The 24,652-nt window shown below is 59.7% G+C and carries 23 protein-coding genes and 1 pseudogene; 9 read left to right on the top strand and 15 right to left on the bottom strand.

The genetic code is table 11. The features are described 5' to 3' along the window. The first annotated feature begins 83 nt into the window (after positions 1 to 83). From D882_RS0124320 to pdxH, 4 genes are all read left to right on the top strand, one after another. Entirely contained in the window at positions 84 to 2,594 is a 2,511-nt protein-coding gene (locus D882_RS0124320; protein ID WP_027925647.1) for a beta-galactosidase, read from the top strand. Between the two features lie 225 nt (positions 2,595 to 2,819). Next, positions 2,820 to 3,965, top strand: a complete 1,146-nt coding sequence (locus D882_RS0124315; protein ID WP_027925646.1) for an EstA family serine hydrolase — start codon at positions 2,820 to 2,822, stop codon at positions 3,963 to 3,965. A 115-nt stretch (positions 3,966 to 4,080) separates the two neighbouring features. Continuing rightward, complete coding sequence (locus D882_RS0124310) at positions 4,081 to 5,184, top strand: OmpA family protein (protein ID WP_027925645.1); 1,104 nt, start codon at positions 4,081 to 4,083, stop codon at positions 5,182 to 5,184. Between the two features lie 24 nt (positions 5,185 to 5,208). Next, positions 5,209 to 5,856, top strand: a complete 648-nt coding sequence (gene pdxH, locus D882_RS0124305) for a pyridoxamine 5'-phosphate oxidase (protein ID WP_027925644.1) — start codon at positions 5,209 to 5,211, stop codon at positions 5,854 to 5,856. A gap of 5 nt (positions 5,857 to 5,861) precedes the next feature. Here pdxH and D882_RS0124300 read toward each other — a convergent pair whose 3' ends face one another. Then, positions 5,862 to 6,098, bottom strand: coding sequence for a hypothetical protein (locus D882_RS0124300; RefSeq protein ID WP_027925643.1), 237 nt, complete (start codon positions 6,096 to 6,098; stop codon positions 5,862 to 5,864). A gap of 132 nt (positions 6,099 to 6,230) precedes the next feature. Here D882_RS0124300 and D882_RS0124295 point away from each other — a divergent pair, with 132 nt between their 5' ends. Then, positions 6,231 to 6,695, top strand: coding sequence for a glycine zipper 2TM domain-containing protein (locus D882_RS0124295; RefSeq protein ID WP_027925642.1), 465 nt, complete (start codon positions 6,231 to 6,233; stop codon positions 6,693 to 6,695). A 252-nt stretch (positions 6,696 to 6,947) separates the two neighbouring features. On the opposite strand, the pseudogene D882_RS01000000131400 reads toward D882_RS0124295, so the two are convergent. Together D882_RS01000000131400 and nhaA are read right to left on the bottom strand one after the other, a co-directional pair. After that, a pseudogene (locus tag D882_RS01000000131400) lies at positions 6,948 to 7,871 on the bottom strand (S-type pyocin domain-containing protein); the annotation flags it as partial. Positions 7,872 to 7,992: 121 nt separating this feature from the next. Next, positions 7,993 to 9,180, bottom strand: a complete 1,188-nt coding sequence (gene nhaA, locus D882_RS0124285) for a Na+/H+ antiporter NhaA (protein ID WP_027925641.1) — start codon at positions 9,178 to 9,180, stop codon at positions 7,993 to 7,995. Positions 9,181 to 9,416: 236 nt separating this feature from the next. Here nhaA and D882_RS0124280 point away from each other — a divergent pair, with 236 nt between their 5' ends. Continuing rightward, positions 9,417 to 10,514, top strand: a complete 1,098-nt coding sequence (locus D882_RS0124280; RefSeq protein WP_172825951.1) for a PLP-dependent cysteine synthase family protein — start codon at positions 9,417 to 9,419, stop codon at positions 10,512 to 10,514. A gap of 117 nt (positions 10,515 to 10,631) precedes the next feature. On the opposite strand, the gene D882_RS0124275 is transcribed toward D882_RS0124280, so the two are convergent. Together D882_RS0124275 and D882_RS0124270 are read right to left on the bottom strand one after the other, a co-directional pair. Continuing rightward, positions 10,632 to 12,245 carry an NAD(P)/FAD-dependent oxidoreductase gene (locus D882_RS0124275; protein WP_027925639.1) on the bottom strand — a complete coding sequence of 538 codons (1,614 nt, stop codon included), beginning with the start codon at positions 12,243 to 12,245 and terminating at the stop codon, positions 10,632 to 10,634. A gap of 94 nt (positions 12,246 to 12,339) precedes the next feature. Then, on the bottom strand, positions 12,340 to 12,993 hold the full coding sequence (locus tag D882_RS0124270) for a COG3650 family protein (RefSeq protein ID WP_027925638.1): 654 nt from the start codon (positions 12,991 to 12,993) through the stop codon (positions 12,340 to 12,342). A gap of 134 nt (positions 12,994 to 13,127) precedes the next feature. Between D882_RS0124270 and D882_RS01000000131395 the strand changes: the two genes are divergently transcribed. Then, positions 13,128 to 14,228: an acyltransferase gene (locus tag D882_RS01000000131395; protein ID WP_050590236.1), complete on the top strand. Its 1,101-nt coding sequence runs from the start codon at positions 13,128 to 13,130 to the stop codon at positions 14,226 to 14,228. Positions 14,229 to 14,247: 19 nt separating this feature from the next. Here the strand turns inward: D882_RS01000000131395 and D882_RS0124260 are convergent, their stop codons facing one another. Further along, positions 14,248 to 14,847: a short chain dehydrogenase gene (locus D882_RS0124260; RefSeq protein ID WP_027925637.1), complete on the bottom strand. Its 600-nt coding sequence runs from the start codon at positions 14,845 to 14,847 to the stop codon at positions 14,248 to 14,250. A gap of 104 nt (positions 14,848 to 14,951) precedes the next feature. On the opposite strand from D882_RS0124260, the gene D882_RS0124255 reads away from it, so the two are divergent. After that, positions 14,952 to 15,878 carry a LysR family transcriptional regulator gene (locus tag D882_RS0124255; protein WP_027925636.1) on the top strand — a complete coding sequence of 309 codons (927 nt, stop codon included), beginning with the start codon at positions 14,952 to 14,954 and terminating at the stop codon, positions 15,876 to 15,878. Between the two features lie 147 nt (positions 15,879 to 16,025). Here D882_RS0124255 and D882_RS0124250 read toward each other — a convergent pair whose 3' ends face one another. From D882_RS0124250 to D882_RS0124210, 9 genes are all read right to left on the bottom strand, one after another. After that, positions 16,026 to 16,508, bottom strand: coding sequence for a DoxX family protein (locus D882_RS0124250; RefSeq protein ID WP_027925635.1), 483 nt, complete (start codon positions 16,506 to 16,508; stop codon positions 16,026 to 16,028). Next, complete coding sequence (locus D882_RS0124245) at positions 16,505 to 17,266, bottom strand: DNA-binding domain-containing protein (RefSeq protein WP_027925634.1); 762 nt, start codon at positions 17,264 to 17,266, stop codon at positions 16,505 to 16,507. The genes D882_RS0124250 and D882_RS0124245 overlap by 4 nt, the downstream gene beginning before the upstream one ends. Further along, positions 17,263 to 18,117, bottom strand: a complete 855-nt coding sequence (locus tag D882_RS0124240) for a DUF692 domain-containing protein (RefSeq protein ID WP_027925633.1) — start codon at positions 18,115 to 18,117, stop codon at positions 17,263 to 17,265. The genes D882_RS0124245 and D882_RS0124240 overlap by 4 nt, the downstream gene beginning before the upstream one ends. Before the next feature lie 25 nt (positions 18,118 to 18,142). Beyond that, positions 18,143 to 18,445 (bottom strand): DUF2282 domain-containing protein, encoded by a 303-nt coding sequence (locus D882_RS0124235; RefSeq protein WP_027925632.1) that lies wholly within the window; start codon positions 18,443 to 18,445, stop codon positions 18,143 to 18,145. 301 nt (positions 18,446 to 18,746) lie between these two features. Beyond that, entirely contained in the window at positions 18,747 to 19,448 is a 702-nt protein-coding gene (locus D882_RS0124230; protein WP_027925631.1) for an ABC transporter ATP-binding protein, read from the bottom strand. After that, a complete protein-coding gene (gene livG / locus D882_RS0124225) occupies positions 19,449 to 20,216 on the bottom strand; it encodes a high-affinity branched-chain amino acid ABC transporter ATP-binding protein LivG (RefSeq protein WP_027925630.1) in 768 nt (255 codons plus the stop codon). Then, complete coding sequence (locus tag D882_RS0124220) at positions 20,213 to 21,469, bottom strand: high-affinity branched-chain amino acid ABC transporter permease LivM (RefSeq protein WP_027925629.1); 1,257 nt, start codon at positions 21,467 to 21,469, stop codon at positions 20,213 to 20,215. The genes livG and D882_RS0124220 overlap by 4 nt, the downstream gene beginning before the upstream one ends. After that, entirely contained in the window at positions 21,466 to 22,389 is a 924-nt protein-coding gene (gene livH / locus D882_RS0124215; protein ID WP_027925628.1) for a high-affinity branched-chain amino acid ABC transporter permease LivH, read from the bottom strand. Before livH ends, D882_RS0124220 begins: the two co-directional genes overlap by 4 nt. A gap of 232 nt (positions 22,390 to 22,621) precedes the next feature. Beyond that, a complete protein-coding gene (locus tag D882_RS0124210; RefSeq protein WP_027925627.1) occupies positions 22,622 to 23,749 on the bottom strand; it encodes a branched-chain amino acid ABC transporter substrate-binding protein in 1,128 nt (375 codons plus the stop codon). A gap of 350 nt (positions 23,750 to 24,099) precedes the next feature. Between D882_RS0124210 and D882_RS0124205 the strand changes: the two genes are divergently transcribed. Beyond that, the gene (locus D882_RS0124205; protein ID WP_027925626.1) at positions 24,100 to 24,405 is read left to right on the top strand and encodes a DUF2288 domain-containing protein; all 306 of its coding nucleotides are present in this window, start codon (positions 24,100 to 24,102) and stop codon (positions 24,403 to 24,405) included. Positions 24,406 to 24,652 lie beyond the last annotated feature (247 nt).

The following is a 24,652-nucleotide window of genomic DNA, read 5'->3' as shown; positions in this document are numbered from 1 at the left end:
CACATTTGCCCGCCGCGTTGTCTATCTCTCTACCATCGCTTTTCCACTGACCCTTGAAGGTCGTTAGGGAGATCCACGTTCCTATGATTCGCCGTTCGTTGCCCGCTGTATTTGCCCTGATGTTCGCAGCCCCTTTGCTGGCAGCCCCCGCCGGCCAACAGACGCTGTTCAACTTTGTACGCCCCGCTGACGTGGTCCAGGTGGCGACTCAGGACGCCAGCCTGCCCCAATCCAATGCGGAACAAACAGCCGAAGGCGAAGTGTTGCGCCGGGTGACGTTCAACCCGGTGGCCCAGCCGAGTTTGCGTTTGACCCCGCAAACCGGCGCCTGGGACTGGTCGCAATCGGGCGCCATGAGCCTGCGAATCCAGAGTGCAATGGATTGGGCCGTGACCCTGTACGTGAAAATCCAGAGCAATGACGGCAAGACGCTGGTCAGTCGCGTCGATTTGCCGGCCGGTCCTGCGCAGACCTTGCTGGTGCCGTTGGTGGCAAGCTCATCGTTGAGCCAGGGCATGAAAGCCGGGCCGCCCATGCCGATGACCGTCGACGGCCAGCGCATGTTGCTGGCCAGCAGCGCCGGTGAGCTGGATCGCAGCCAGGTGGTGTCGGTGACCTTGTCGATGGATCAACCGAAAGTGGCCCAGAACATCTTGCTCGAACGTTTTGGTGTGCAGGACGGTGATGCCGTGACCCGGGCCGTTTATGGCGGGTTAGTGGATGCATACGGTCAGTCGACCCGGGCCAAATGGCCAGAAAAGATCAGCAGCGATGAGCAATTGAAAAGCGCAGCCGCCAAGGAACAGCAACAACTGAAAACCTGGCTGGCCGAGCGCGAAAAATCCTCTCTGGACACCTACGGTGGCTGGACCAAAGGCCCGATATTCAAGGCCAGCGGCTTTTTCCGCACTGAAAAGCGCGACGGTCGCTGGTACCTGGTCACCCCGCAAGGGCATCCGTTCTATTCGCTTGGGGTCAACACCGTGGCCCCGGACGTCAACCAGACTTACGTTGCCGGCCGGGAGTGGATGTTCGAGTCCCTGCCAAAACCCGACGAGCCGCTGGCCAACCATTTTGGCGACGGTGACAACCGTGGCGGTAACGGTGCCGATCAGGGCCGCGGCTATAACGCCGGTCGCTGGTACGATTTTTACGGTGCCAATTTGCAGCGCCTGTATGGCGCACCGTGTGCGCTGGGCAGTGACACCAAGGCCGGTGTTGCCGAAGCGGCCAAGGCCGATGCGGTCGAAGCGACGGTCGAGAAGGCTGCCGAGCAACCTGTTACGCCTTCTATTGCCGAAGCCGGAGTCGCCGAAGCGGCCAAGACCGGCGCCGCCGAAGCGATCGAGGCGAAAGCAGTTGAGCAGAAACCCGCCGAACCCTGCAAAGCGGTGGTGGATGAACAACGCTGGACCAACCACACCCTGGATCGCCTGCAAGCCTGGGGCTTCAACACCATCGGCAACTGGAGCGCCCCGGCGCTCGGCGACGCTGATCGCGTGCCGTACACCTTGCCGCTGTCGATCGTCGGCGATTACGCCAGCATCAGCACCGGCACCGACTGGTGGGGCGGCATGCCCGACCCGTTCGATCCACGTTTCGCCATGGCCACCGAACGCGCCGTGGCCATCGCCGCTCGCGATCATCGCGACGACCCGTGGCTGATCGGCTACTACGCCGACAACGAATTGGCCTGGGCCGGTCCCGGTAACGACCCGAAAGCCCGTTATGCGCTGGCTTACGGCACCTTGAAAATGACCACCGACGTGCCGGCCAAACGTGCGTTCCTCAAGCAGCTGCGCGACAAATATCGCAATCAGGCGGGGCTGTCCAAAGCGTGGGGCATCGATTTGCCGGCCTGGGAATTGATGGAAGACCCGGGCTTCGTGCCGCCGCTGCCAAGCGCTGACCACCCGGAAATCGAGGCTGACTTCAAATACTTCCAGCAGGTCTTCGCTGATACCTACTTCAAGACCCTCTCCGACTCGCTGAAGTGGCACGCGCCGAACCAGCTGTTGCTGGGCGGTCGTTTCGCCATCAGCACCCCGGAAGCCGTGGACTCCTGCGCGCAGTATTGCGACGTGTTGAGCTTCAACATGTACACCTTGCAACCGCAGGACGGTTACGACTTCGCCAGGTTGCGCAGCCTCGACAAACCGGTGCTGATCACCGAATTCAACGTTGGGTCGGCGGATCGCGGTCCGTTCTGGGGCGGCGTGACGCAATTGGCCAAGGAAGAAGACCGTGGGCCGGCCTACGCGAACTTCCTCAAGCAGGCGCTGAGCGAGCCTTCGATTGTCGGTGTGCATTGGTTCCAATACCTGGACCAACCCGTGACCGGGCGTTTGCTGGACGGTGAGAATGGTCACTTTGGTCTGGTAGGGATTACTGATCTGCCGTTCCAAGGGTTTGTGGAGGCCGTGCGCAAGAGCAACCTGGCGGCTGTCGATCAGTTGAGCAAAGAGGCCGTGAAAGCAGCGGCCGAGGCCGACAAGGCCAGCCACGATGCGGAGGGCGGCAGAAAGGCCGAGGCCGGAAAAGGGCCGGGGAAGGGCACTGGAAATGCGGGTGGGCATTCCGGTAATGGTCATTAAGTTCTAAAAGCATCGCGAGCAGGCTCACTCCTGCAGGGGATCTTTGGTGTGGCGAAGATCCCCTGCAGGAGTGAGCCTGCTCGCGATGGCGTCCGAAAAGACACCACAAATTTTCTCATCCAATCCATGGGCAACCGACCGCCCAGCCCAACCCTGTTCCCAAAACGGCTAATGGCTGGAACAATGCGGGCCACTTTGTATAGCGAATATCCGGGAGCAATGCGGGTGCAGATTCAGGGTCATTACGAGCTTAAGTTCGAAGCCGTGCGCGAAGCTTTCGCGGCGCTGTTCGACGATCCTCAGGAACGTGGCGCAGCCTTGTGCATCCAGGTCGGCGGTGAAACCGTCCTTGACCTCTGGGCCGGCACCGCCGACAAGGATGGCAGCGAAGCCTGGCACAGCGACACCATCGCCAACCTGTTCTCCTGCACCAAGACGTTCACCGCGGTCACGGCCCTGCAATTGGTGGCTGAGGGCAAGCTGCAACTGGATGCACCGGTAGCGCGCTATTGGCCCGAATTTGCCGCCGCCGGCAAAGAGTCCGTGACCCTGCGTCAATTGCTCTGCCATCAGGCAGGCTTGCCGGCGTTGCGCGAATTGCTGGCCCCGGAGGCACTTTACGACTGGCAAACCATGGTCGACGCCCTCGCGGCCGAAACGCCGTGGTGGACGCCGGGCCAAGGCCACGGCTACGCCGCGATCACTTACGGCTGGCTGGTGGGCGAGTTACTGCGCCGTGCCGACGGTCGTGGGCCGGGCGAATCCATCGTCGCTCGCGTTGCCAGGCCATTGGGCCTGGATTTCCACGTCGGCCTGGCTGATGAAGAATTCCATCGCGTGGCGCACATCGCGCGTGGCAAGGGTAATGTCGGCGATGCCGCCGCCCAGCGCCTGTTGCAAGTGACCCTGCGTGAACCGACGGCCATGACCACCCGGGCCTTCACCAATCCGCCGTCGATCATGACCAGCACCAACAAACCCGAATGGCGGCGTATGCAGCAACCTGCCGCCAACGGTCATGGCAATGCGCGCAGTCTGGCCGGGTTCTACGCCGGCCTGCTCGATGGCAGTTTGCTGGAAGGCGAAATGCTCGATGAGCTGACCCGAGAACACAGCCTCGGCGACGACAAGACTTTATTGACCCGGACCCGCTTTGGTCTGGGTTGCATGCTTGATCAACCGGACGTTCCCAACGCGACCTACGGCCTCGGCCCACGGGCGTTCGGCCATCCGGGCGCTGGCGGCTCCATCGGTTTTGCCGACCCTGAACACGATGTAGCCTTCGGTTTTGTGACAAATACCCTGGGGCCGTACGTCTTGATGGATCCACGCGCGCAGAAGCTTGCGCGAGTACTGGCCACTTGTCTGTAAAACCCGCTCAAGGGTTCCAGTACCGGAACCCGGCAGCCTTTTCGGTTTCAAAGCGTCAGTTTGTGCGGGCCGCTTCGGTCTGACTTTTCATTACTTCATATTTCGTGGATATCCGATGTCATCCAAACCAACTCTCGCCCTGGCCCTGTGCTTTGCTATCACCGGTTGTGCACAGACCCCAAAAAGTGATTCCGATGGTGGCAGCTGGTGGCCGTTCGGTTCGTCCGACAAAGTCGCCGCTAAAGAGCCGAGCCCAGTTCCTGCCCCGGCCCCACTGAAACCTGCTGCCACCGCACCTGTTGCCAAAAGTGAGAGCGCCAGCCCTTGGTACTGGCCGTTCGGTGCCGATGATGCCGCTGCCAAGACCGCTGCCAAGCCGGAAATAAAACCTGAAGCCAAACCGGTCCCGGTCGCCAAGGCTGATACCAACGCGGGTAACTCGTGGTGGTGGCCGTTCGGCGGCAAGGATCAGAGCGCTACCAAGGTTGCGCCAATAGACCCGAAAGTCACCCAGGCCTGGCTCGACGACTACGAACCGCGTCTGCGTGAAGCGATCAAGGACAGCAACCTGCAACTTGAACGCCGCGAAAACGTATTGGTGGTGACCGCGCCGGTAGAAGGCTCGTTCAACCCGGATCGTCCAGCTATGCTGCTGCCTGTCACCCTCGGCCCGTTCACCCGTGTCGCGAAAATCCTTGAAGTCGATCCGAAAACGGCCGTGCTGGTACTCGGTCACAGCGATACGTCGGGTGCGGCACCGGCCAACGTGAAACTGAGCCAGGAACGTGCACAAGCCGTCGCCGCCATCTTCCGTCTCAGCGGTTTGCAGCGTGACCGCCTGATGCTCCGCGGCATGGGCGGTGACGCCCCGCGTGCGGCCAACGACAGTGTTGAAGGCCGTGCCTTGAACCGTCGCGTGGAATTGCTGGTGACCCCGCAGAACACCATGGTGGCGTTGCTGGCCAAGTACAACATGCCGGCTCCGGCGCCAGTGACTATGATCGCGGCGAAGGACATCAAGCCAGTGGCCACACCGGTCACCCCTGCGCCAGCGGCGAAGAAAGCGGCTGTGCCGGCGACGAAAAAGGCCCCGGCGAAGAAAGCCACTGCCAAGAAAGCACCGGCTAAAACCGCAACGCCAGCGAAGAAGACGGTGCCGGCTAAAGCAGTTGCCGACGCCAAGAAAGTTGACGTCGCGGCTGACGCCACCAAAAAGTGATTCGTTAACCAAAAGGAATGCGCCATGACCCAAGGCCTGGCTGATATGCGTCGTGACTACACCCGTGATGGCCTGACCGAGGCGCAAGCCCCGGCAGAGCCGTTCGGGCTGTTCCACCAGTGGTTCGCCGACGCGGTGAAAACCGAGCAAGCGCCGGTGGAGGCGAACGCCATGACTTTGGCGACGGTCGATCAGGACGGTCGGCCTCATTGCCGCATTCTGTTGCTCAAAGGTCTGGACGAGCAGGGCTTCACGTTCTTCACCAACTACGAAAGCGCCAAGGGTCAGCACTTGGCGGCGAATCCGTTCGCGGCCATGACCTTTTTCTGGCCGGCCCTGGAGCGCCAGGTGCGCATCGAAGGTCGGGTGGTGAAGGTTTCGCCCGAAGAATCCGACGCCTACTTCCAGGTTCGTCCGCTGGGCAGCCGACTCGGTGCCTGGGCGTCACCGCAGAGCCGGGTGATTGCCGATCGTGCCGAACTGGAAGCGCTGCTCAAGAACACCGAGCAACGTTTCAGCGATACAGCGCCGCACTGCCCGGATCACTGGGGCGGTTATCGCTTGCTGCCGGAACGCATCGAGTTCTGGCAGGGTCGTGCGAGCCGCCTGCATGATCGCCTGAACTACCGCCTACAGGGCGCTGACTGGATTCTTGAACGTCTGGCACCCTAAGCAGTCTACCGTTCGGGATACCTTGCTGCAGCGGCCTCAAGCCACTGGGGCAGGTCCCGACGCTTGATCTTCTGTGCGTGAGCGTTCGCCAGTTGCTGGAGCATGAAAGCTTTTTTCTGTTCGTCTTTCCCAGCCAAAGCCAATGCCAGGTCGCGGTCCATCCAGCGTTTTATCCGAACGTACAGCCACCAATGGAAGTACAGACCGGCGACGGTAGTGATGAAAACGATGAAGTAATCCATGACAATCCTTGGGGCGTGAATGTGCAGTGGCGCCTGTACCGGGCCTGAATCAAAACATTTTTATCCCGACCATGCCGTGACAGGCGTCAAGCTGCGGGGTTTAATGATCACCTGTCCTTTGGAGTTGATGCTATGCGTAAGTCTGTTTTGTTGGTTGCTTCCTTTTCCACGATGGCGATGTTGCTCACCGGCTGCCAATCCAGCCTGACCGGTGACTCCTACTCCCGTGATGAAGCGCGTCGTGTGCAAACGATTCGCATGGGCACCATCGAAGCGCTGCGCCCAGTGAAAATCGAAGGCACCAAAACCCCAATCGGCGGCGCTGCAGGTGCAGTGGTCGGCGGCGTTGGCGGTAGCGCCATCGGCGGCGGCAAAGGCAGCATCGTTGCCGCAGTCATCGGCGCAGTCGCCGGCGGCCTGGTAGGTTCGGCGGCCGAAGAAGGCCTGACCCGCACCCAAGGCGTCGAAATCACTGTGCGCGAAGACGACGGCAGCATGCGCGCCTATGTTCAGCAAGTTCAGGAGAATGAAGTGTTCCGCGTTGGCGAACGTGTGCGGATTTCTACTGTAGATGGCACGAGCCGCGTGTCGCACTAAGCGGGATGGGTAAAGAAAAACCCCGATCAGGTGACTGGTCGGGGTTTTTTGTGTCTGTGGTTTTCACCTGTTGCACATCAGTTGCAGTCTCTCTAGAGACAAGTCGTAGCCGTCAAACTCGCTATCATATTGCTCCCGGTTCCGGTTCACGGTGCCGCACGGGTGCCGATGAATACTCCAAGCCTTCAGGGAAATCGACGTTTAGTAGCCGCGCTATCTGAAGGATTTGACTGTCGGTTAGCTCAAGTTCAACAAAGACAGAACAATGTAAACCGGCTTCACCCCTGACCCCGCCGGAAACACAAGAATGAAATCCTTGTACTCAGGCGGATACACCGGGTTCACAATAATGCTGGCCGCCGCCGGCGTCGGCGGATACACCCAGATATGCGGCGCCTGCGGTGCAGCCTCCAGTGCTGGAATGCCGAGGGTGTCCGAGCCATCCACGGCCGGTGTCCAGATCAGTTCAGCACCTCCCCCGAGATCCGCCACCTGCTGGCTGCCGCGCAGTGTGAACTGCACGACATCGACCATTTCCCAATCGCGGTTTTTGCCGGTGTAGAACCCGTAGCCCTTGAGGCTGCCGTCAGCCTGCTGCTCGACCTGCAATCTAACGCGGGTTCTGGCCTGTTTCAGGGCTCGCAGTTGTTCGTCGGTGTAGAGCGCGCTATCACCCGGGCTCGGCGTCCAGAACAACGCGACGACACCGGCCAATGTGGCGGCAGCGGCGGCTTCAAGTGCCAATAAAGGTGCAGCGAGCGCCGGGGCTCTAAGTGCCAGTCGACCTACGCCGAGGGAGACTGTACTGCCGCTGATGGTTTCGAGATTCAGCAGCCCGGCATCGTCTGTATCACGAGCACCGAGCCAGGCAATTTCTCCGTAATCCTTGAGGCTGTCGGTCGGAACCACACCCGAAGGATTCGAGTAATCGATAATGGCGTCTGGCAGGTTGCAGGACTTGGCAAAGACGCATCCCGCGCGAGGGATGTCGGGTTTTTTCGTCGAGGCCTGAAGCCGATCTTCAAAAGCCTGCTGCCGGGCGAGCATGGCGTCGTAAGCGCTTTGTCGCGCATCGCGCTCGGCCAGTTCGGTGGCTGTCATGAAGCGGTGGGTAACGTGATGACCGTCACCGGAGGGTGGGCTTTTAGCCCTGGGGACTTCCTTGTTGCCAGCCACTGATCTTCCTTGCGTTCGTCCGTCGACAGTCCCCAATAAAGGAGCTGTGCGACGTTAACGAACGAGGCGGATCGTGGCTGTAGGATGAATCCTTGATGCTGCTAGGAGCGTTCGCTTTCGCTCAGGACTGCAAAACGGCGCTCTTGCGACTCGCCATCGCCGTCACCGCATAACCAATCAATGCCGCGAGAATCGACCCGGTCAGAATCCCCATCCGGTCCATCCCGGCGTAGTCGCTGACGCCTGGCTCAAACGCCAGCGAGCCGACGAACAGACTCATGGTGAAACCGATCCCGCAAAGGATCGATACCCCCAGCACATGGCCCCAATTGGCGCCTTGGGGCAGGGCGGCGATGCCGATTTTCACCGCCAGCCAGGTCAGGCCGAACACACCCACGGTTTTACCCAGCAGCAGGCCGGTGGCGATACCCATCGGTACGTGGTGGGTGAAGCTTTCAACGGTGACACCGCTCAGAGACAGGCCGGCGTTGGCGAAGGCGAACAGCGGCAGGATGCCGTAAGCCACCCACGGGTGCAGGGCGTGTTCAAGGGTCAGCAGTGGCGAAGACTCGGCGTTTTTGGTGCGCAGCGGGATGCAGAACGCCAGGGTCACACCGGCCAACGTGGCGTGGACACCGCTCTTGAGCACGCAGACCCAGAGGATCAAGCCGATGATCATGTACGGTCCAAGCTTCACCACGCCGAGCCGGTTCATGGCGATCAGCGCGATGATGCAGGCAGCCGCCAATGCCAGCGACAGCGTCGACAGGGTGCCGGAATAGAAGATCGCGATGACGATGATTGCGCCCAGGTCGTCAATGATCGCCAGGGTCATCAGGAACAGCTTCAGCGACACCGGCACGCGTTTGCCTAGCAAGGCGAGTACGCCGAGGGCAAAGGCAATGTCGGTGGCCATCGGGATGGCCCAGCCACCCAAGGCTGCCGGATCGTCACGGTTCAAGAACCAGTAGAGCAGCGCCGGCACGACCATACCGCCAATCGCCGCGGCGCCGGGCAGGACGATTTGCGAAGGGTTCGACAACTGGCCGTCGAGGACTTCGCGCTTCACTTCCAGGCCGATCAGCAGGAAGAACATCGCCATCAGGCCGTCGTTGATCCACAGCAGTAACGGCTTGGCGATTTTCAGCGCGCCGATCTGAGCGACGACAGGGGTGTCCAGCAGCCCGCTGTAGAGCCACGACAACGACGAGTTGTTGATGATTAAAGCCAGGGCTGCCGCGGCGATCAGTAACAGACCGCTGGCAGCTTCCAACTGAAAGAAACGCGTGAAAGTGCTACGCAGAGGCAAGGTCGCTCTCCATCGATGAATTCAAAAGGTGGCACACCCTAACCCGTACCGTTAGTTGTTAAAACAAAAGTTATATTCTTTTTTGTTATATGCAGTAACAACGTGAAGGTTGGGACCGGGCTTGAGCCTAGCAGTTGCCGGCCGTATTGAACGTCAGCTGTACCTGTGCGGGATGTAGGTTTTTTCCTAAGCTTGAAGGCTGAGCCTTACAAGAAGGCCGACTCAACGAGAAAACCATCATGAGCGACAACCGACAGTGGGCCCGCGAAGCCATCCGGATCATCGAAGCAGACTTCCAGCGCAGCGCCGATACCCACCTGATCCCCTTGCCGCTGCCGGGTTTTCCGGGCATTGAACTGTATTTCAAGGATGAATCCAGCCATCCCACCGGCAGCCTCAAGCACCGCCTGGCGCGTTCGTTGTTCCTGTATGCGCTGTGTAACGGTTGGCTCAAGCCCGGTGCGCCAGTCATCGAGGCGTCCAGCGGTTCGACAGCGATTTCCGAGGCGTACTTCGCCAACTTGCTGGGTTTGCCCTTTATTGCGGTGATGCCGGCGACCACCTCGAAAGAGAAAATCGCGCAAATTGCTTTCTATGGCGGCAAGAGTCATCTGGTCGACGACCCGACCCAGATCTACGCCGAGTCCGAACGGCTGGCGCGCGAGCATGACGGTCATTTCATCGACCAGTTCACCTACGCCGAACGCGCCACCGACTGGCGGGCGAACAACAACATCGCCGAATCGATCTTCCATCAGATGCGTTTCGAAAAGCACCCTGAGCCGAGCTGGCTGATCTCCAGCCCCGGCACCGGCGGCACCACCGCGACGCTGGGGCGTTACGTGCGGTATCGCCAGCATTGCACCCGCGTGCTGTGCGCCGATGCCGAGCGTTCGGTGTTTTTCGATTACTACCAGACCGGCGATGCCAGCCTGCGCCTGGAGTGCGGTTCGCGGATCGAAGGGATCGGCCGGCCGCGGGTGGAAGCGTCGTTCCTGCCCAAGGTGATTGATGCCATGGTCAAAGTGCCGGACGCGTTGTCCCTGGCGGCGATGCACTATCTGGCGCAGCGGTTGGGTCGGCGAGTGGGCGGTTCGAGCGGGACCAACCTGATCGGCGCCTTGATGGCGGCTCAGCAGATGGCAGCGGCGGGGGAGTCGGGGTCGATCGTGGCGATTCTGTGTGATGGCGGCGAACGTTATGCCACCACGTACTACGACCAGGATTGGCTCAAGGGCCAGGGCTATGAATTGAGTGGTTTGATGGAGAGGGTGGCGGCGAGTGTCGAGCGCGGTGAGGCGCTACCATCGACGGTACTGCGCGCCAACATCTGACACACTGAAGATCCCTTGTAGGAGTGAGCCGGCTCGCGATAGCAAAAGATCAGTCAACATCTCTGTTGACTGTTAATCCGCATCGCGAGCCGGCTCACTCCTACAGGGGGATGTGCATCAGGCTTCCAGGCCGAGGATATCGCGAGCCACGGCTTCCGCAATCCGAATGCCATCCACACCCGCCGACAGAATCCCGCCCGCATAACCCGCGCCTTCACCCGCCGGGAACAAGCCCTTCACATTCAAGCTCTGCATCGATTCATTACGGGTAATGCGCAGCGGTGACGAGGTGCGTGTCTCGATCCCGGTCAACACCGCGTCATGCAGCGAGTAACCGCGAATCTGCTTCTCGAACGCTGGCAGCGCTTCACGAATCGCCTCGATGGCAAACGCGGGCAAGGCCAACGCCAAATCACCCAATGCAACGCCAGGCTTGTAGGACGGCTCAACACTGCCCAACTCAGTCGACGGCTTGCCGGCAATGAAGTCACCGACCAGTTGCGCCGGCGCTTCATAGTTGCTGCCACCGAGCACAAACGCATGGGATTCCAGGCGTTCCTGCAATTCGATGCCGGCCAGCGGGCCGCCCGGGTAATCGACTTCCGGGGTGATGCCAACGACGATTCCGGAGTTGGCGTTGCGTTCGTTACGCGAGTATTGGCTCATGCCGTTGGTGACGACGCGGTTCGGCTCGGACGTCGCCGCGACCACGGTGCCGCCTGGGCACATGCAGAAGCTGTAGACCGAACGGCCGTTCTTGGCGTGGTGCACCAGTTTGTAGTCGGCCGCCCCGAGTTTCGGGTGGCCGGCGTACTTGCCCAACCGTGCGCGGTCGATCAGTGACTGCGGGTGTTCAATGCGGAAACCCACCGAAAACGGCTTGGCTTCCATGAACACGCCACGGCCGTGGAGCATGCGGAACGTGTCCCGGGCACTGTGGCCAAGGGCAAGAATCACGTGTTTCGAATGGATCTGCTCGCCGCCGTTGAGTTCGACGCCGACCAGTTGGCCGTCCTCGATCAACACATCGGTGACGCGTTGCTGGAAGCGGACTTCGCCGCCCAGTGCGCGAATTTGCTCACGCATGTTTTCCACGACACCGGTCAGACGGAACGTACCGATGTGCGGTTTGCTGACGTAGAGGATTTCGTCCGGCGCACCGGCCTTGACGAACTCGTGCAGGACTTTGCGACCGATGAATTTCGGGTCCTTGATCTGGCTGTACAGCTTGCCGTCGGAGAACGTCCCCGCGCCGCCTTCACCGAACTGAACGTTGGATTCGGGGTTCAGCACGCTTTTACGCCACAGGCCCCAGGTGTCCTTGGTGCGCTGACGCACTTCGGTACCGCGCTCGAGGATGATCGGCTTGAAGCCCATTTGTGCAAGCAGCAGCCCGGCGAAAATCCCGCACGGCCCGAAGCCTACGACTACAGGGCGTTGCTGCAGATCGGCCGGTGCGTGGCCGACCACTTTGTAACTGACATCCGGCGCCACGTTGACGTTACGGTCATCGGCGAACTTGTGCAGTATCGCGGCCTCATCCTTGGCGGTGAGGTCGATGGTGTAGATGAAGCACAGTTCGGAGGACTTTTTGCGCGCATCGTAGCTGCGCTTGAACAAGGTGAAATCGAGCAGATCATCGCTGGCGATGCCCAGGCGCTGCACGATGGCAGGGCGCAGGTCTTCTTCGGGATGGTCGATCGGCAACTTCAGTTCAGTGATTCGTAACATGGCAAGACCCGGTTCGCGGGGCGCACAACTGCGCCAAGGCGTTGGAAACCGGTGATTATAAGCCCCAAAGGCGGATTCCGTGAGGCTTAAACGATCAGTCGTTGCGCGCACCGCCGAAATACGCGCAACCACGCTGTACCTGGCCATTGATGCGCAGTTCGGCGCTCATGTGCTGGACGCTGCCGGTGCTGCTGTCGGTGCAGCGTTGCGGCGCGACCCACAGTTCGATGTGCTGGTTATTGGCTTCGGTACTGAGGTTGAAACGGCCGTCGCCCAGCTGTTCTTCCACATAAGGGACGGCCAGGGGCGGTTGACCGGCGCGATCGATCACCATGCCTTTGCCACTGACCTTGACGTTCCACTCAGGCGAGTGACCGGCCGCGCGCAGGATCTGCAGTTTGAAATTGGGATCGTCGCACGCCGTGCCCGAGCGCTCGACGCGGTACAGCTGCTCCAGATCAAGGCGGCTGTCGACGATGCGCCCGCGCACATCGGCAAACAACTTGCCCTTGGTATCGGCCAGAGACGCCGCCTGTTGCAGCACACTGGTGCCGCCGGTGTCGTTGACCACATAGCTGCTGGTTTCATTGCAGGGCTGGAACAGCAACTTGCCGTCCGCCGCCGTCAACTGGCCTTGCATACGGGTCTGGCCCGCGTGGGAGGCACTTTCACGCGGGCCATCAAACAACTGACAGGCAGCAAACAGCGGCAGCAGGGCAACGACGACTAAGGAACGGGCAACACGCATCTTTGGCTCTCCAGACAAGTGCCGCCACGTTACTCAGGCACGCTCGTGATCACAAGGCTTGTGTGCCAGGGATTGAGTTGCCGGGTGCGTCCCAGCATAGTGGCGCCCTTGTCCAGGATCGGGCTCTTTTCGGCATGAACCAACGTCTCTCTATTTTCCCCAAACGGTTGTACGCACTGGATGCACTGCGCGGTATCGCGGCGTTGGCGGTGGTGTTCTGGCATTGGCAGCACTTCTTTTTTCAAGGGGCAGTGCCGGGCCCGCTGCAAACCGAACTGCAACCTTTCTATAGCGTGTTCGCCTTGTTTTATCGACACGGTGGCGATGCGGTCGCGTTGTTCTTCAGCTTGTCCGGGTTCATCTTTTTCTGGTTGTTCGGTCATGCCGTGGCGCGTAGGGAGCTGACCGGAAAACAGTTCTTCATCGAGCGTTTCAGCCGCATCTATCCGCTGCATCTGGCGACCTTCGCCGCTGTTGCGCTATTACAGATGATCTACACACGGCATACGGGCAAGGCTTTTGTTTATCCGTTCAACGATCTCTATCACGGCGTGTTGAATGTATTTCTCGCCCCTGCCTGGGGATTGGAACAAGGCTGGTCATTCAACGCCCCGGCCTGGTCGATTTCGGTTGAAGTGCTGCTCTACGCGGCATTCTTCCTGCTGTGGCGTTATTCGCCCCTGCCCATGCTGATCAGCATTTTCTTGATCGCCGTGGCCGCTTATGTGTTTCCTGCGCAGTACAAAATCACCTTGGGCGTGTTCAGCTTTTTCTGCGGTGGTGTTGGCTATGTGTGGGTGACGTGGCTGCTGCAACGAATGCCACCGCGCTGGGTGGGCATGGGGTTGACGATCGGGTGTGCGGCGGGGTGGTGGTTGTTCGGCGCTGATCAGCCGCTGATCAAATGTGTGCTGTTGTTCCCGCTGACGATCATGGCCATTGCAGCCTGTCATCAGGTACTGGAACCGGTTGCCCGGCGCTTGGCGTGGCTGGGGGATATCAGCTACGCCTCCTATTTGCTGCATTTCCCGCTGCAAATTATCGCCGCGCTGTTGGCGGATAAATTCTTTGCGGGGCGAAGCGTCTTTTATCAGCCGTGGACGTTGCTGCTGTTCTTTGCGGTCCTGATCGGTGCCAGCCTGATTTGCCACCGCTGGTTCGAACGGCCAATGCAACAGTGGCTGCGCCAGTTCGGGCGCGAGCGCCTGGCGAGCGAAGTGATCGCTCGCCAGTAATGCCTGTCAGAAAGGACGGTCAGCCGACGTGAAACGTCTGACCTGTCTGCAAGCCTTCCACGCTTTTGGCGTAGGCCAATGCCACATCGGCTGCGGGAACCGGTTTGAACCCGCGGAAGTAAGGCGCGTATTTGCCCATGGCTTCCAGCAGCACGTTCGGGCTGATCGAGTTCACGCGCAGGCCGCGAGGCAGTTCGATGGCGGCGGCGCGGACGAAGCTGTCCAGCGCTCCGTTGACCAACGCGGCCGAGGCACCGCTGCGAATCGGGTCATGGCTGAGCACACCGGTGGTGAAGGTGAACGAGGCGCCGTCATTGGCGAACTCGCGACCGATCAGCAACAAATTGACCTGGCCCATCAGTTTGTCTTTGAGGCCCAGGGCGAAGCTGTCTCCGGTCATTTCATCCAGCGGCGCGAAGGTCACGTTACCCGCCGCGCAGATCAGGGCATCGAACTTGCCGGTCTGTTCGAACAGCTTGCGGATCGAGGCGCTGTCGCTGATATCCACTTGAAAGTCGCCACTGTTGCGGCCGATGCGGATGATTTCGTGGCGCTGGGACAGTTCCTTGTCGACGGCCGAGCCGATGGTGCCGCTTGCGCCTATCAATAGAATTTTCATCGTGCTGATTCTCGATTGGTTGAAAGTGATCTCAGTCTAGAGTGGTTTTTTCTGTTGATAAGCGCACTAATAGGCAACCTTTGGTTTTCAAATGGAAACAATCCATGAGCGAAATGGATGACCTGGCGGCGTTCGCGGTATTGATCGAAGCCGGCAGTTTTACCTTGGCAGCGCAGCAACTGGGTTGCAGCAAAGGCCAATTGTCCAAGCGCATCAGCTTGCTGGAAACACGGTTTTCGGTGGTGCTGTTGCAACGCACCACGCGTCGTTTAAGCCTGACGGCGGCAGGCGCGGCGCTGTTGCCGCAAGCTCAGGCGCTTGTCGTCCAGGTCGAAAGGGCGCGTCAGGCATTGGCGCGGTTGAAGGACGACATGGCCGGGCCGGTGCGTATGACGGTTCCGGTATCGCTGGGGGAAACCTTCTTCGATGGTTTGTTGCTGGAGTTTTCCGGCAAGTACCCAGAGGTGCAGATCGAGCTCGATCTGAACAACAACTTTCACGACCTGTCTCGGGATGGTTTCGATCTGGCGATTCGTTCCGAGGTGGGCAAGGACGAGCGATTGGTGGCTCGGCCACTGCTGGCCTGGCACGAGATGACCTGCGCCAGTCCGGCGTATCTTGAACAGTATGGCGAACCGCAAACACCGCAGGCCCTGGCCGAACACCGTTGCCTGCTCAACAGTCATTACAGCGGTCGCGAAGAATGGCTCTATCACCAGCAACATGAGTTGTTGCGCGTACGGGTGTCGGGGCCGTTTGCCAGCAATCACTACAGCTTGCTGAAAAAAGCCGCATTGGCGGGGGCCGGCATTGCGCGCCTGCCGTCCTATTTACTGCAAACGGAATTGGCTGACGGGCGATTGCGCTGGCTCCTGCGTGATTATCAGACGCGGCGCATGCCGATGTACCTGGTTCACCCGTATCAGGGCGGTTTGCCGAAACGCACGCAGGTGCTGGCGGATTACCTGATCGGCTGGTTCAAGCGCAGCGGTGAGGCGCTGGATCGACTTAGCCTCGCACGGTCCGTGTAGCCGCTGTCGAGCTTGCGAGGCTGCGTCCGGCTGCGCAGCACTCGTAAAATCAGTCACTGTGGTCTGACAGGTAAACCGCGTTTGCAGGTTTTGCGACCGCTTCGCGTTCGAACGCAGCCTTCGGCAGCTGCTACAGGGGGGGCTGGGTTAACGGGCGAAGCGTTGGGCGATCAGGTGATCAATCGACAATTTCCCCGGCCCCGTCGCCATCAAATACAGCAACACCGCCGCCCAGGTGCCGTGAGTCGGGTACGCATCCGGGTACACGAACAGTTGAATCGTCAGGGTCATGCCGAGCAAGGCCAACGCCGAAAAACGCGTGGCAAAGCCAATCAAAATCAGAACCGGGAAAAAGTGCTCGGCAAACGCCGCCAAGTGCGCTGCGATCTCTGGCGACAGCAACGGCACGTGGTACTCGCTCTTGAACAATGGAATGGTCGAATCGGCGAGGCGAGGCCAGCCGAGCTGGAAGGTGCCGTCGATCAAATCAATGGCGAGGCCTTCGACCTTGGTTTGTCCGGACTTCCAGAACACCGCCGCGATGGAGAACCGCGCAATGAAGGCGATCAGGCTCTGTGGAATCATCTCCAGCAGCGCGATAGCGCGGCTGATCGGGTTCTGAGTGTTCATGGCGATACCTTGTTTTGGTGGAGGTGAGTAAGGGCGTTGTGGCTGATCAGCAAGGCCAGGGTTTGGCTGAGGTCGAACGCGGGGGCGGACGCTGCTGCCTGGAGCAGCGGCTGACCGTTTTGCAGGTTCTGAATGAAGGCGCTGGCGCCGGGTTCGATGACGAAGACTTCAACGTCCAGGCCATTGCGCAGGATCAACGCGTGTTGCCCGTGGTCCAGATCAATCCCGGCCAGCGTTGCGTCTTGCTGATGGGCAGCCCAGATCGAGACCACGGCGAAGGCTGACGTCAGCAGGTTGAGCGAGGGGTGAAGTTCGACGCTCAGCTCGCTCAGGGTGTGCGGGGCAGCGAGCGCTGCGCCGATCTGTTCAGGGTTCAACGGCTGGGCGTCAGCCGCGTGATAGGCGAGGGTGCGCAGGCGTTCCAGTCGCGCGACATCGGCCAGGTACGGCACGCTGACCGCCGGTTCGAAGCCTTCGATAAAGTCCGCCAAGTCGTGGCCGTAATCCTTGATCAACGGGCTCTGAGGCGCATTGCCGAGCAAATAGATCGCGGCCATGGCACGGAAAAATTCATTGCCGACCAATTGCGCAACCACGGGGTAGCTGTGCGCCAAGGCGTTGATCAGCGAACTCTGTACGTTATTGCGATACACCGCGAACCGGCTGGCGGGATCGGCACCGTTGGCACTGAACACACCTTCGGGGCAGTTCAGTCGGGGATCAAGCAGGGCAGCAGCAAACGCGGCGTGCGTGTTCATGACCGGCCTCCCGCGCACCGCAACCGTTCATCTGCCTGAGACGCCTCGGCGTGCAAGACGCTGAAGGCCGGCAACTGATTGTCGCGTTCGATCAGGGTCGCTATCGGGCCTGTTCGCTCCAGTACGTGCTGGTACAAGTTCCAGACGGCGTTATCGATGGGGGCGCCGTGATCATCGATCAGCAGACGGTCACCGAGGCTGTCGGTGTCTTCGGCGAAGCCGGCCAGATGAATCTCGCCGACGGCATGGAGGGGCAGGGCGTCGATGTAAGCCAACGGATCGCGCTGATGATTGATGCTCGATACATAGACGTTGTTCACGTCCAGCAACAACCCGCAGCCCGTGCGACGGATGACTTCGTTGATGAAGTCAGCTTCATCGTACGTCGAGCGTTCAAACGCCAGATACGTTGCCGGGTTCTCCAGCAGCATCGGGCGTTTGAGGGTGCTTTGGACGTGATCAATGTGTTCACAGACGCGGCTCAGCGTCGGCGTGTCATAGGCCAGGGGCAGCAGGTCATTCAGAAACACCGGGCCATGGCTGGACCAGGCCAGGTGTTCGGAAAAGGACTGGGGTTGATAGCGCTCGATCAGTACGCCGAGACGCTTGAGGTGCTGAATGTCCAGTGGACCTTCAGCACCAATCGACAAGCCCACGCCATGCAGCGACAGCGGGTACTGCTCGCGAATCAAACCCAGGTAGTGATGAAACGGGCCGCCGGCCACCATGTAGTTTTCGGCGTGGACTTCGAAAAAGCCGATGTCCGGTTGTGAACCGAGCACTTCACGAAAGTGCTCGGTCTTGAGCCCCAGCCCGGCGCGGGGCGGGAGCCCGAACGGTAGATTGTTCATGGTCGACACTCGGGCTGGGTTGGGATCAGGCTTTGGCTTTGAACGCTTCCATTTGCCCGAAACCGGTCGGCGAGGTCTTGCTTTCGGTGGTGGCGCAGGTGCCTTTAGGGACGAGTTTCCAGGCGTTAGGCTGGAAATCGGTTTTCGAAGTGCCAGCGCAGGTGGTGCCGGCGCCTGCTGCACAATCGTTATGACCTTTCATGGCCACGCCGAAGCATTTTTCCATGTCGTCGGCCGCGTGGGCGGTGGACACGGCGGCCATGCTCAAGGCAGAACCAAGGGCCAGAACCAGGGCTGTGGCGGACAGGGTGCGGGTGGAAGCAGTCATGATGTTTCTCCGGTTTTTGAGGTGTCGGTCAGCAACGTTTGTGCTGGCTTACCCCTCTAGAGAAACGTCGTGGCGATGCGTTACAGCGGTCTCCAAAACTTTTGTAAAAAACTTCAATACACACCACATCCCTGTAGGAGTGAGCCTGCTCGCGATCTCGGTGGAGGAGTCAACACAGGTGTTGAATGTGAAATAGCTATCGCGAGCAGGCTCACTCCTACAGGGGATTTCCTTTGTCCGGAAGGTGTGTGGCAGGCACAAAAAAACGGCCCGAAGGCCGTTTTCTGTTTACCGCAAAGACTCAACCACCCAGATACGCTTCACGCACTTTCGGGTCAGTCAGCAGGGCTTCACCGGTGCCTTGCATCACCACACGGCCGTTCTCCAGAACGTACGCGCGGTCGGCAATTTTCAGCGCCTGGTTGGCGTTCTGCTCGACCAGGAACACGGTCACGCCATCCTTGCGCAGTTGTTCGATGATGTCGAAGATCTGCTGGATGATGATCGGTGCCAGGCCCAACGAAGGTTCGTCGAGCAGCAGCAGCTTGGGCTTGCTCATCAGCGCACGGCCGATGGCGAGCATTTGCTGTTCGCCGCCGGACATGGTGCCGCCGCGCTGGGCGAAACGCTCTTTCAGGCGTGGAAAAAGTCCGAGAACCTTGTCCATCTGTTCCTGATAGTCGCCCTTGTCGGTGAAGAAGCCACCCATGGCGAGGTTTTCTTCCACGGTCAGGCGGGAGAACACCCGACGACCTTCCGGCACCACGGCAATGCTCTTGCGCATGATCTGCGCCGAGGTCTGCCCCACGAGCTCTTCGCCCATGTACTTGATGCTGCCACTGTGGGCCTGCGGCGAACCGCAAAGCGTCATCAGCAGGGTGGATTTGCCCGCGCCGTTGGCGCCGATCAGGGTGACGATTTCGCCCTGGCGGATTTCCACGTTGACGCTGTGCAGGGCCTGGATCTTGCCGTAGAAGGTGGAAACGTTTTCGAATTGCAGCATTTACGCTTCCCCCAGGTAGGCTTTGATCACTTCGGGATTGTCGCGGATCTGTTCCGGCGTGCCGTTGGCCAGGGGCGTGCCCTGGTTGATCACGACGATGTGGTCGGAAATGCTCATGACCAGTTTCATGTCGTGTTCGATCAGCAGCACGGTCACGTTGTGCTCTTCACGCAGCACACTGATCAGCGCCTTGAGGTCTTCGGTTTCCTTCGGGTTCAGACCGGCCGCCGGCTCGTCGAGCATGAGGATCCGCGGGCGGGTCATCATGCAGCGAGCGATTTCCAGGCGACGTTGCTGACCGTAAGCCAGGGTGCCGGCAGGCCGGTTGGCGAAGGCCTTGAGGTTGACCTTCTCCAGCCAGTACTCGGCGAACTCCATGGCCTCGCGTTCGCTTTTGCGAAAGCCCGGGGTCTTGAACAGGCCGGCCAGGAAGTTGGTGTTCAAGTGACGGTGCTGGGCGATCAAGAGGTTCTCGACCGCGGTCATGTCCTTGAACAACCGCACGTTCTGGAAGGTGCGCACCACGCCTTTGAGGGCGATCTTGTGGCCTGGCAGGCCTTCGATCGGCTCGCCGTCCAGCAGGATGCTGCCGCCGCTCGGCTTGTAGAAACCGGTCAGGCAGTTGAACACGGTGGTCTTGCCGGCGCCGTTGGGGCCGATCAATGCCACGACCTGTTTTTCCTTCACGGTCAGGGCGACGCCGTTGACCGCCAGCAAGCCGCCGAAGCGCATGCTCAAATTGTCTACTTTCAGGATCTCGCGGCTCATTTGCGCAGCTCCATGTGAGGACGTTGCATGGGCAGCAGGCCTTGAGGGCGCCAGATCATCATCAGCACCATCAAGGCGCCGAACATCAACATGCGGTATTCACTGAACTCACGCATCATTTCCGGCAACAGAATCATCACCGTGGCCGCCAGTACGACGCCCAGTTGCGAGCCCATGCCGCCCAGCACCACGATGGCGAGGATGGTTGCCGACTCGATGAAGGTGAAGGACTCCGGTGTCACCAGGCCCTGACGCGCGGCAAAGAAGCTGCCGGCGAAACCGGCGAAGCACGCGCCCAGGGTGAACGCTGACAGCTTGATTGCGGTCGGGTTCAGCCCCAGCGCCCGGCAGGCGATTTCGTCTTCACGCAGCGCTTCCCAGGCACGGCCCAGAGGCATGCGCAGCAAGCGGTTGATGACGAACAGGGCGAACAGCGACAACAACACCGCGATCAGGTAAAGGAAGATCACCTTGTTCACCGGGTTGTAGACCAGGCCGAAGTACTCGTGGAAGGTCTGCATTCCCTCCGCGGCCGTTTTATCGAACGTCAGTCCGAACAGCGTTGGCTTGGGAATGTTGCTGATGCCGTTCGGGCCACCGGTGATATCGGTCAGGTTACGCAGGAACAGACGGATGATTTCACCGAAGCCCAGGGTCACGATCGCCAGGTAGTCACCCCGCAAACGCAGCACCGGGAAGCCCAGCAGGAAGCCGAACGTGGCCGCCATCAGGCCGGCAATCGGCAGGCAGATCCAGAAGCTCAGGCCGTAGTAATGCGACAGCAGCGCATAACTGTAGGCGCCGACGGCATAGAAACCGACGTAGCCGAGGTCGAGCAGGCCCGCCAGGCCGACCACGATGTTCAGGCCCAGGCCCAGCATCACGTAGATCAGCACCAGAGTGGCGATGTCCACCGCGCCGCGGGAGCCGAAGAACGGCCACACCAGTGCACCGATGATCAGCGCAATGATGATCCAGCGCTGGGTGGTCGGCAGGGTCAGGAAGTTACTGGCCTTGGCCGGCATGCCCGGCATGCTCGGCGAAGATTTCCAGGCCGCGCTGATCGACTTGTCGAACAACACTCGCAGGAACATCAGCACCGAGCAAACGGCGATGATGAGCAGCGTGGTGTTGCTGGTGCCATGGACTTCGAGGTTGATGCCGACGATGGTCAGTTTCAAACCCAGTACCGGGTAGGCGACGGCCCACACCAGCAAGGCGCTGAACAGCGCCTGTCTAAGATTCCTAGTCATACTTTTTCAACCTCCGGACGGCCCAACAGGCCGGTAGGCCGGAACAACAACACCAGAACCAATAGACCGAAAGCCACGACGTCCTTGTACTGGTCGCCGAAGATGTCGGCACCAAAGGCTTCCGCTACCCCCAACACGATCCCGCCGAGCATGGCGCCGGGAATGCTGCCGATACCGCCCAATACCGCTGCGGTGAAGGCCTTGAGGCCGACGAGGAAACCGGCGTTCGGGTTGATCACGCCATACTGCATGCTCAGGAGCACGGCCGCGATGGCCGCCAGTGCAGCACCGATGACGAAGGTCAGGGCGATGATGTTGTTGGTGTTGATACCCAGCAGGTTGGCCATCTTGATGTCTTCGGCACAGGCACGGCAGGCGCGACCCAGGCGAGAGCGGGAGATGAACAGCGTCAAGCCGAGCATGGCGACGAACGTCACCACGAACACCACGATTTGCATGTAGGAAATCAGCACTTCATGTGCGCCACCTGGCCCGATGGTGAAGTTACCAGGGATCAGGTTGGGGATGGATTTGTCCTTGGAGTCTTGCGCCAGCAGAACCGTGTTCTGCAGGAAGATCGACATGCCGATGGCGGAAATCAGCGGAATCAGACGGTTGCTGCCGCGCAAGGGGCGGTAGGCGATCCGTTCGATGCTGTAGCCGTAGGCACTGGTCACGACGATGGTCGCGAGGAAAGCGGCAGTCATCAACAGCGGAACGCTGTCGAGTCCCATCATGGACAGGCCCGCGATGGCGATGAACGCCACGTAGGAACCAATCATGTACACCTCGCCGTGGGCGAAGTTGATCATTCCAATGATGCCGTAAACCATCGTATAGCCGATGGCGATCAGGGCATACGTGCTGCCAATGGTCAGGCCATTAACCAGCTGTTGGAAAAAGTGATAGATGTCAGGCATTACAGCGCTCCTAAAAACCTGATACGCATTTCACTGGTGGAGTCATTTTCCCGCTCGAGCCCCGTGGATCTGCACCCACTTCGAACGCGAGGTTTGCCAGCGAACCGCTGATGACGGTTTTGAGATTTTCAGGTGGGGAGACTGGCGGATCACGCCAGCGCGGCCCAAAACGTTCGTAAAACAAAGCCCACGGCACGCCGTGGGCTTTGTTGGCAGTCAGTCAGGCAAGGCCTTACTGAGGCGAAGCTTCAGTTTTTGGTTTGCCGAAGTGCCACTCGTAAACCACAAATTTGAAGTCTTTCAAGTCGCCCTTGGCGTCGAACTGCAGATCGCCAGTCGGGGTCTTGAAGGTGCCAGCGTGGATAGCAGCAGCCACTTTGGCAGTGTCTTCGCTCTTGGCGGCTTCGATACCACCGGCAATCACTTCAACAGCCGAGTAGGCCGGGAACACGAACGGACCGCTCGGGTCTTCTTTCTTCGCCTTGAACGCGTCAGCCAGGGCAACGTTGGCCGGATCCTGGTCGAAGGATTTCGGCAGGGTCACCAGCAGACCTTCGGAAGCGTCTTTGGCGATCTGCGAAATGGAGTCGTTACCCACGCCTTCCGGACCCATGAACTTGGCTTTCAGGCCTTTTTCCTGGGATTGACGCAGGATCAGACCCAGCTCCGGGTGGTAGCCGCCGTAGTAGACGAAGTCGACGTTGGCTTGCTTGAGCTTGGCGATGATCGAGGAGAAGTCCTTGTCGCCGGCGTTGATGCCTTCGAACACGGCAACCTTGACGTTTTTGCCTTCCAGGGTTTTCTTCACGGCGGTGGCGATGCCTTCACCGTATTGCTGTTTGTCATGCAGAACAGCAACGATTTTCGGTTTGACGTGATCGGCAATGTAGTTACCGGCGGCAGGGCCTTGGGCGCTGTCCAGACCGATGGTACGGAATACCATTTTGTAACCACGAGCGGTGATGTCCGGGCTGGTGGCAGCCGGGGTGATCATGATCACGCCTTCGTCTTCGTAGATGTCCGAAGCCGGTTGAGTGGAGCTGGAGCACAGGTGACCGACCACGAACTTGACGCCGTCGTTGACGACCTTGTTCGCGACCGCTACCGCTTGTTTTGGATCACAGGCGTCATCGTATTCAACGGCTTCGAGTTTCTTGCCGTCTACGCCGCCTTTGGCGTTGATCTGTTCGATGGCCATTTTGGCGCCACTGAACTGCATGTCGCCGTATTGGGCTACAGGACCGGTCTTAGGGCCGGCAATGCCGATCTTGATGGTGTCAGCTGCGAACGAATGGCTGGCAACCCCGGCCAGAACCATAGCGGCAAACAGTTTGGAAATCTGCTTAGTAGCCTTAGTCATAGTGCTCCACTCTTACTGTTGTAGTTTTTATAGTCCTGGCGCCGTAGCAGCAGAACCGGGTCAGATATCTTCGATACCCTCCGGAAAATGCCCCCGACAACTGTACCGGTACAGTGTAGAGCGCCAATTGTTAGCCTGGGAAGCTGGCGCCGGGGGACAAAACCTGAGGGTGTCGCTTTTTTGAAAGAAAAAGACAGAATCACGGCGGGATGTTAGCTGGCTAATTGCTTGATTCAGCGGCATTCCCTGGCTTTCCTGCTCTTTTCGATCGGTGACTCAATTGCATCCGGGTTTTTCTGGCGGACCACCGACGTTATCATTCGCGTCGATTTCTTTTCCGGACAGGACCCATGACTCAAGAACCTAGCACCCTCTATGCCAAGCTGCTTGGTGAAACCGCATCTATTACCTGGAAAGAGTTGGAGCCGTTCTTTGCCAGGGGTGCCCTATTGTGGGTCGATCCCGGGCTGGATTTGATCGCGGCCGCCGAAGCCGTGGCGACTGACGAAGGGGAGAAAGTGGCTGCCTGGCTGGCTGCCGACCAGGTCGCCAAGCTGTCTGAAACGCGGGCGCTGGATCTTTTTGAGCGCGACCCGGCGTTGTGGGCAGTGGTGGTTTCGCCGTGGATTCTGATCCAGGAAAGGGCGACGAGCTGAATCGCTGCGCCTTATTGGTGCGTCGTGCGGGCGAGCAAAAGTGTGTAGGTGAGTAGCGTGATGGCACGTTGCCGTAGAGAAAGGCCACAGGCATGGCCAGCATCACGGTGACGTAAACGTAACGGGAACAGTTTGTCGGGCAGCCTGAGGGCTGCTTAATTGTTTCTGGATGTTGGAAAGACTGACATTTTCAGCGGATTTGAGGGGCTCATCGCGAGCAGGCTCACTCCTAGAGGGGAACGCATTC

Origin of the sequence: Pseudomonas sp. URMO17WK12:I12, from assembly GCF_000514395.1 — a bacterium.
In the GTDB taxonomy this organism is placed as follows: domain Bacteria; phylum Pseudomonadota; class Gammaproteobacteria; order Pseudomonadales; family Pseudomonadaceae; genus Aquipseudomonas; species Aquipseudomonas mucoides.
Note: the sequence above shows the minus strand (reverse complement) of the source record. Positions and strands in the feature narration are given on the sequence as shown.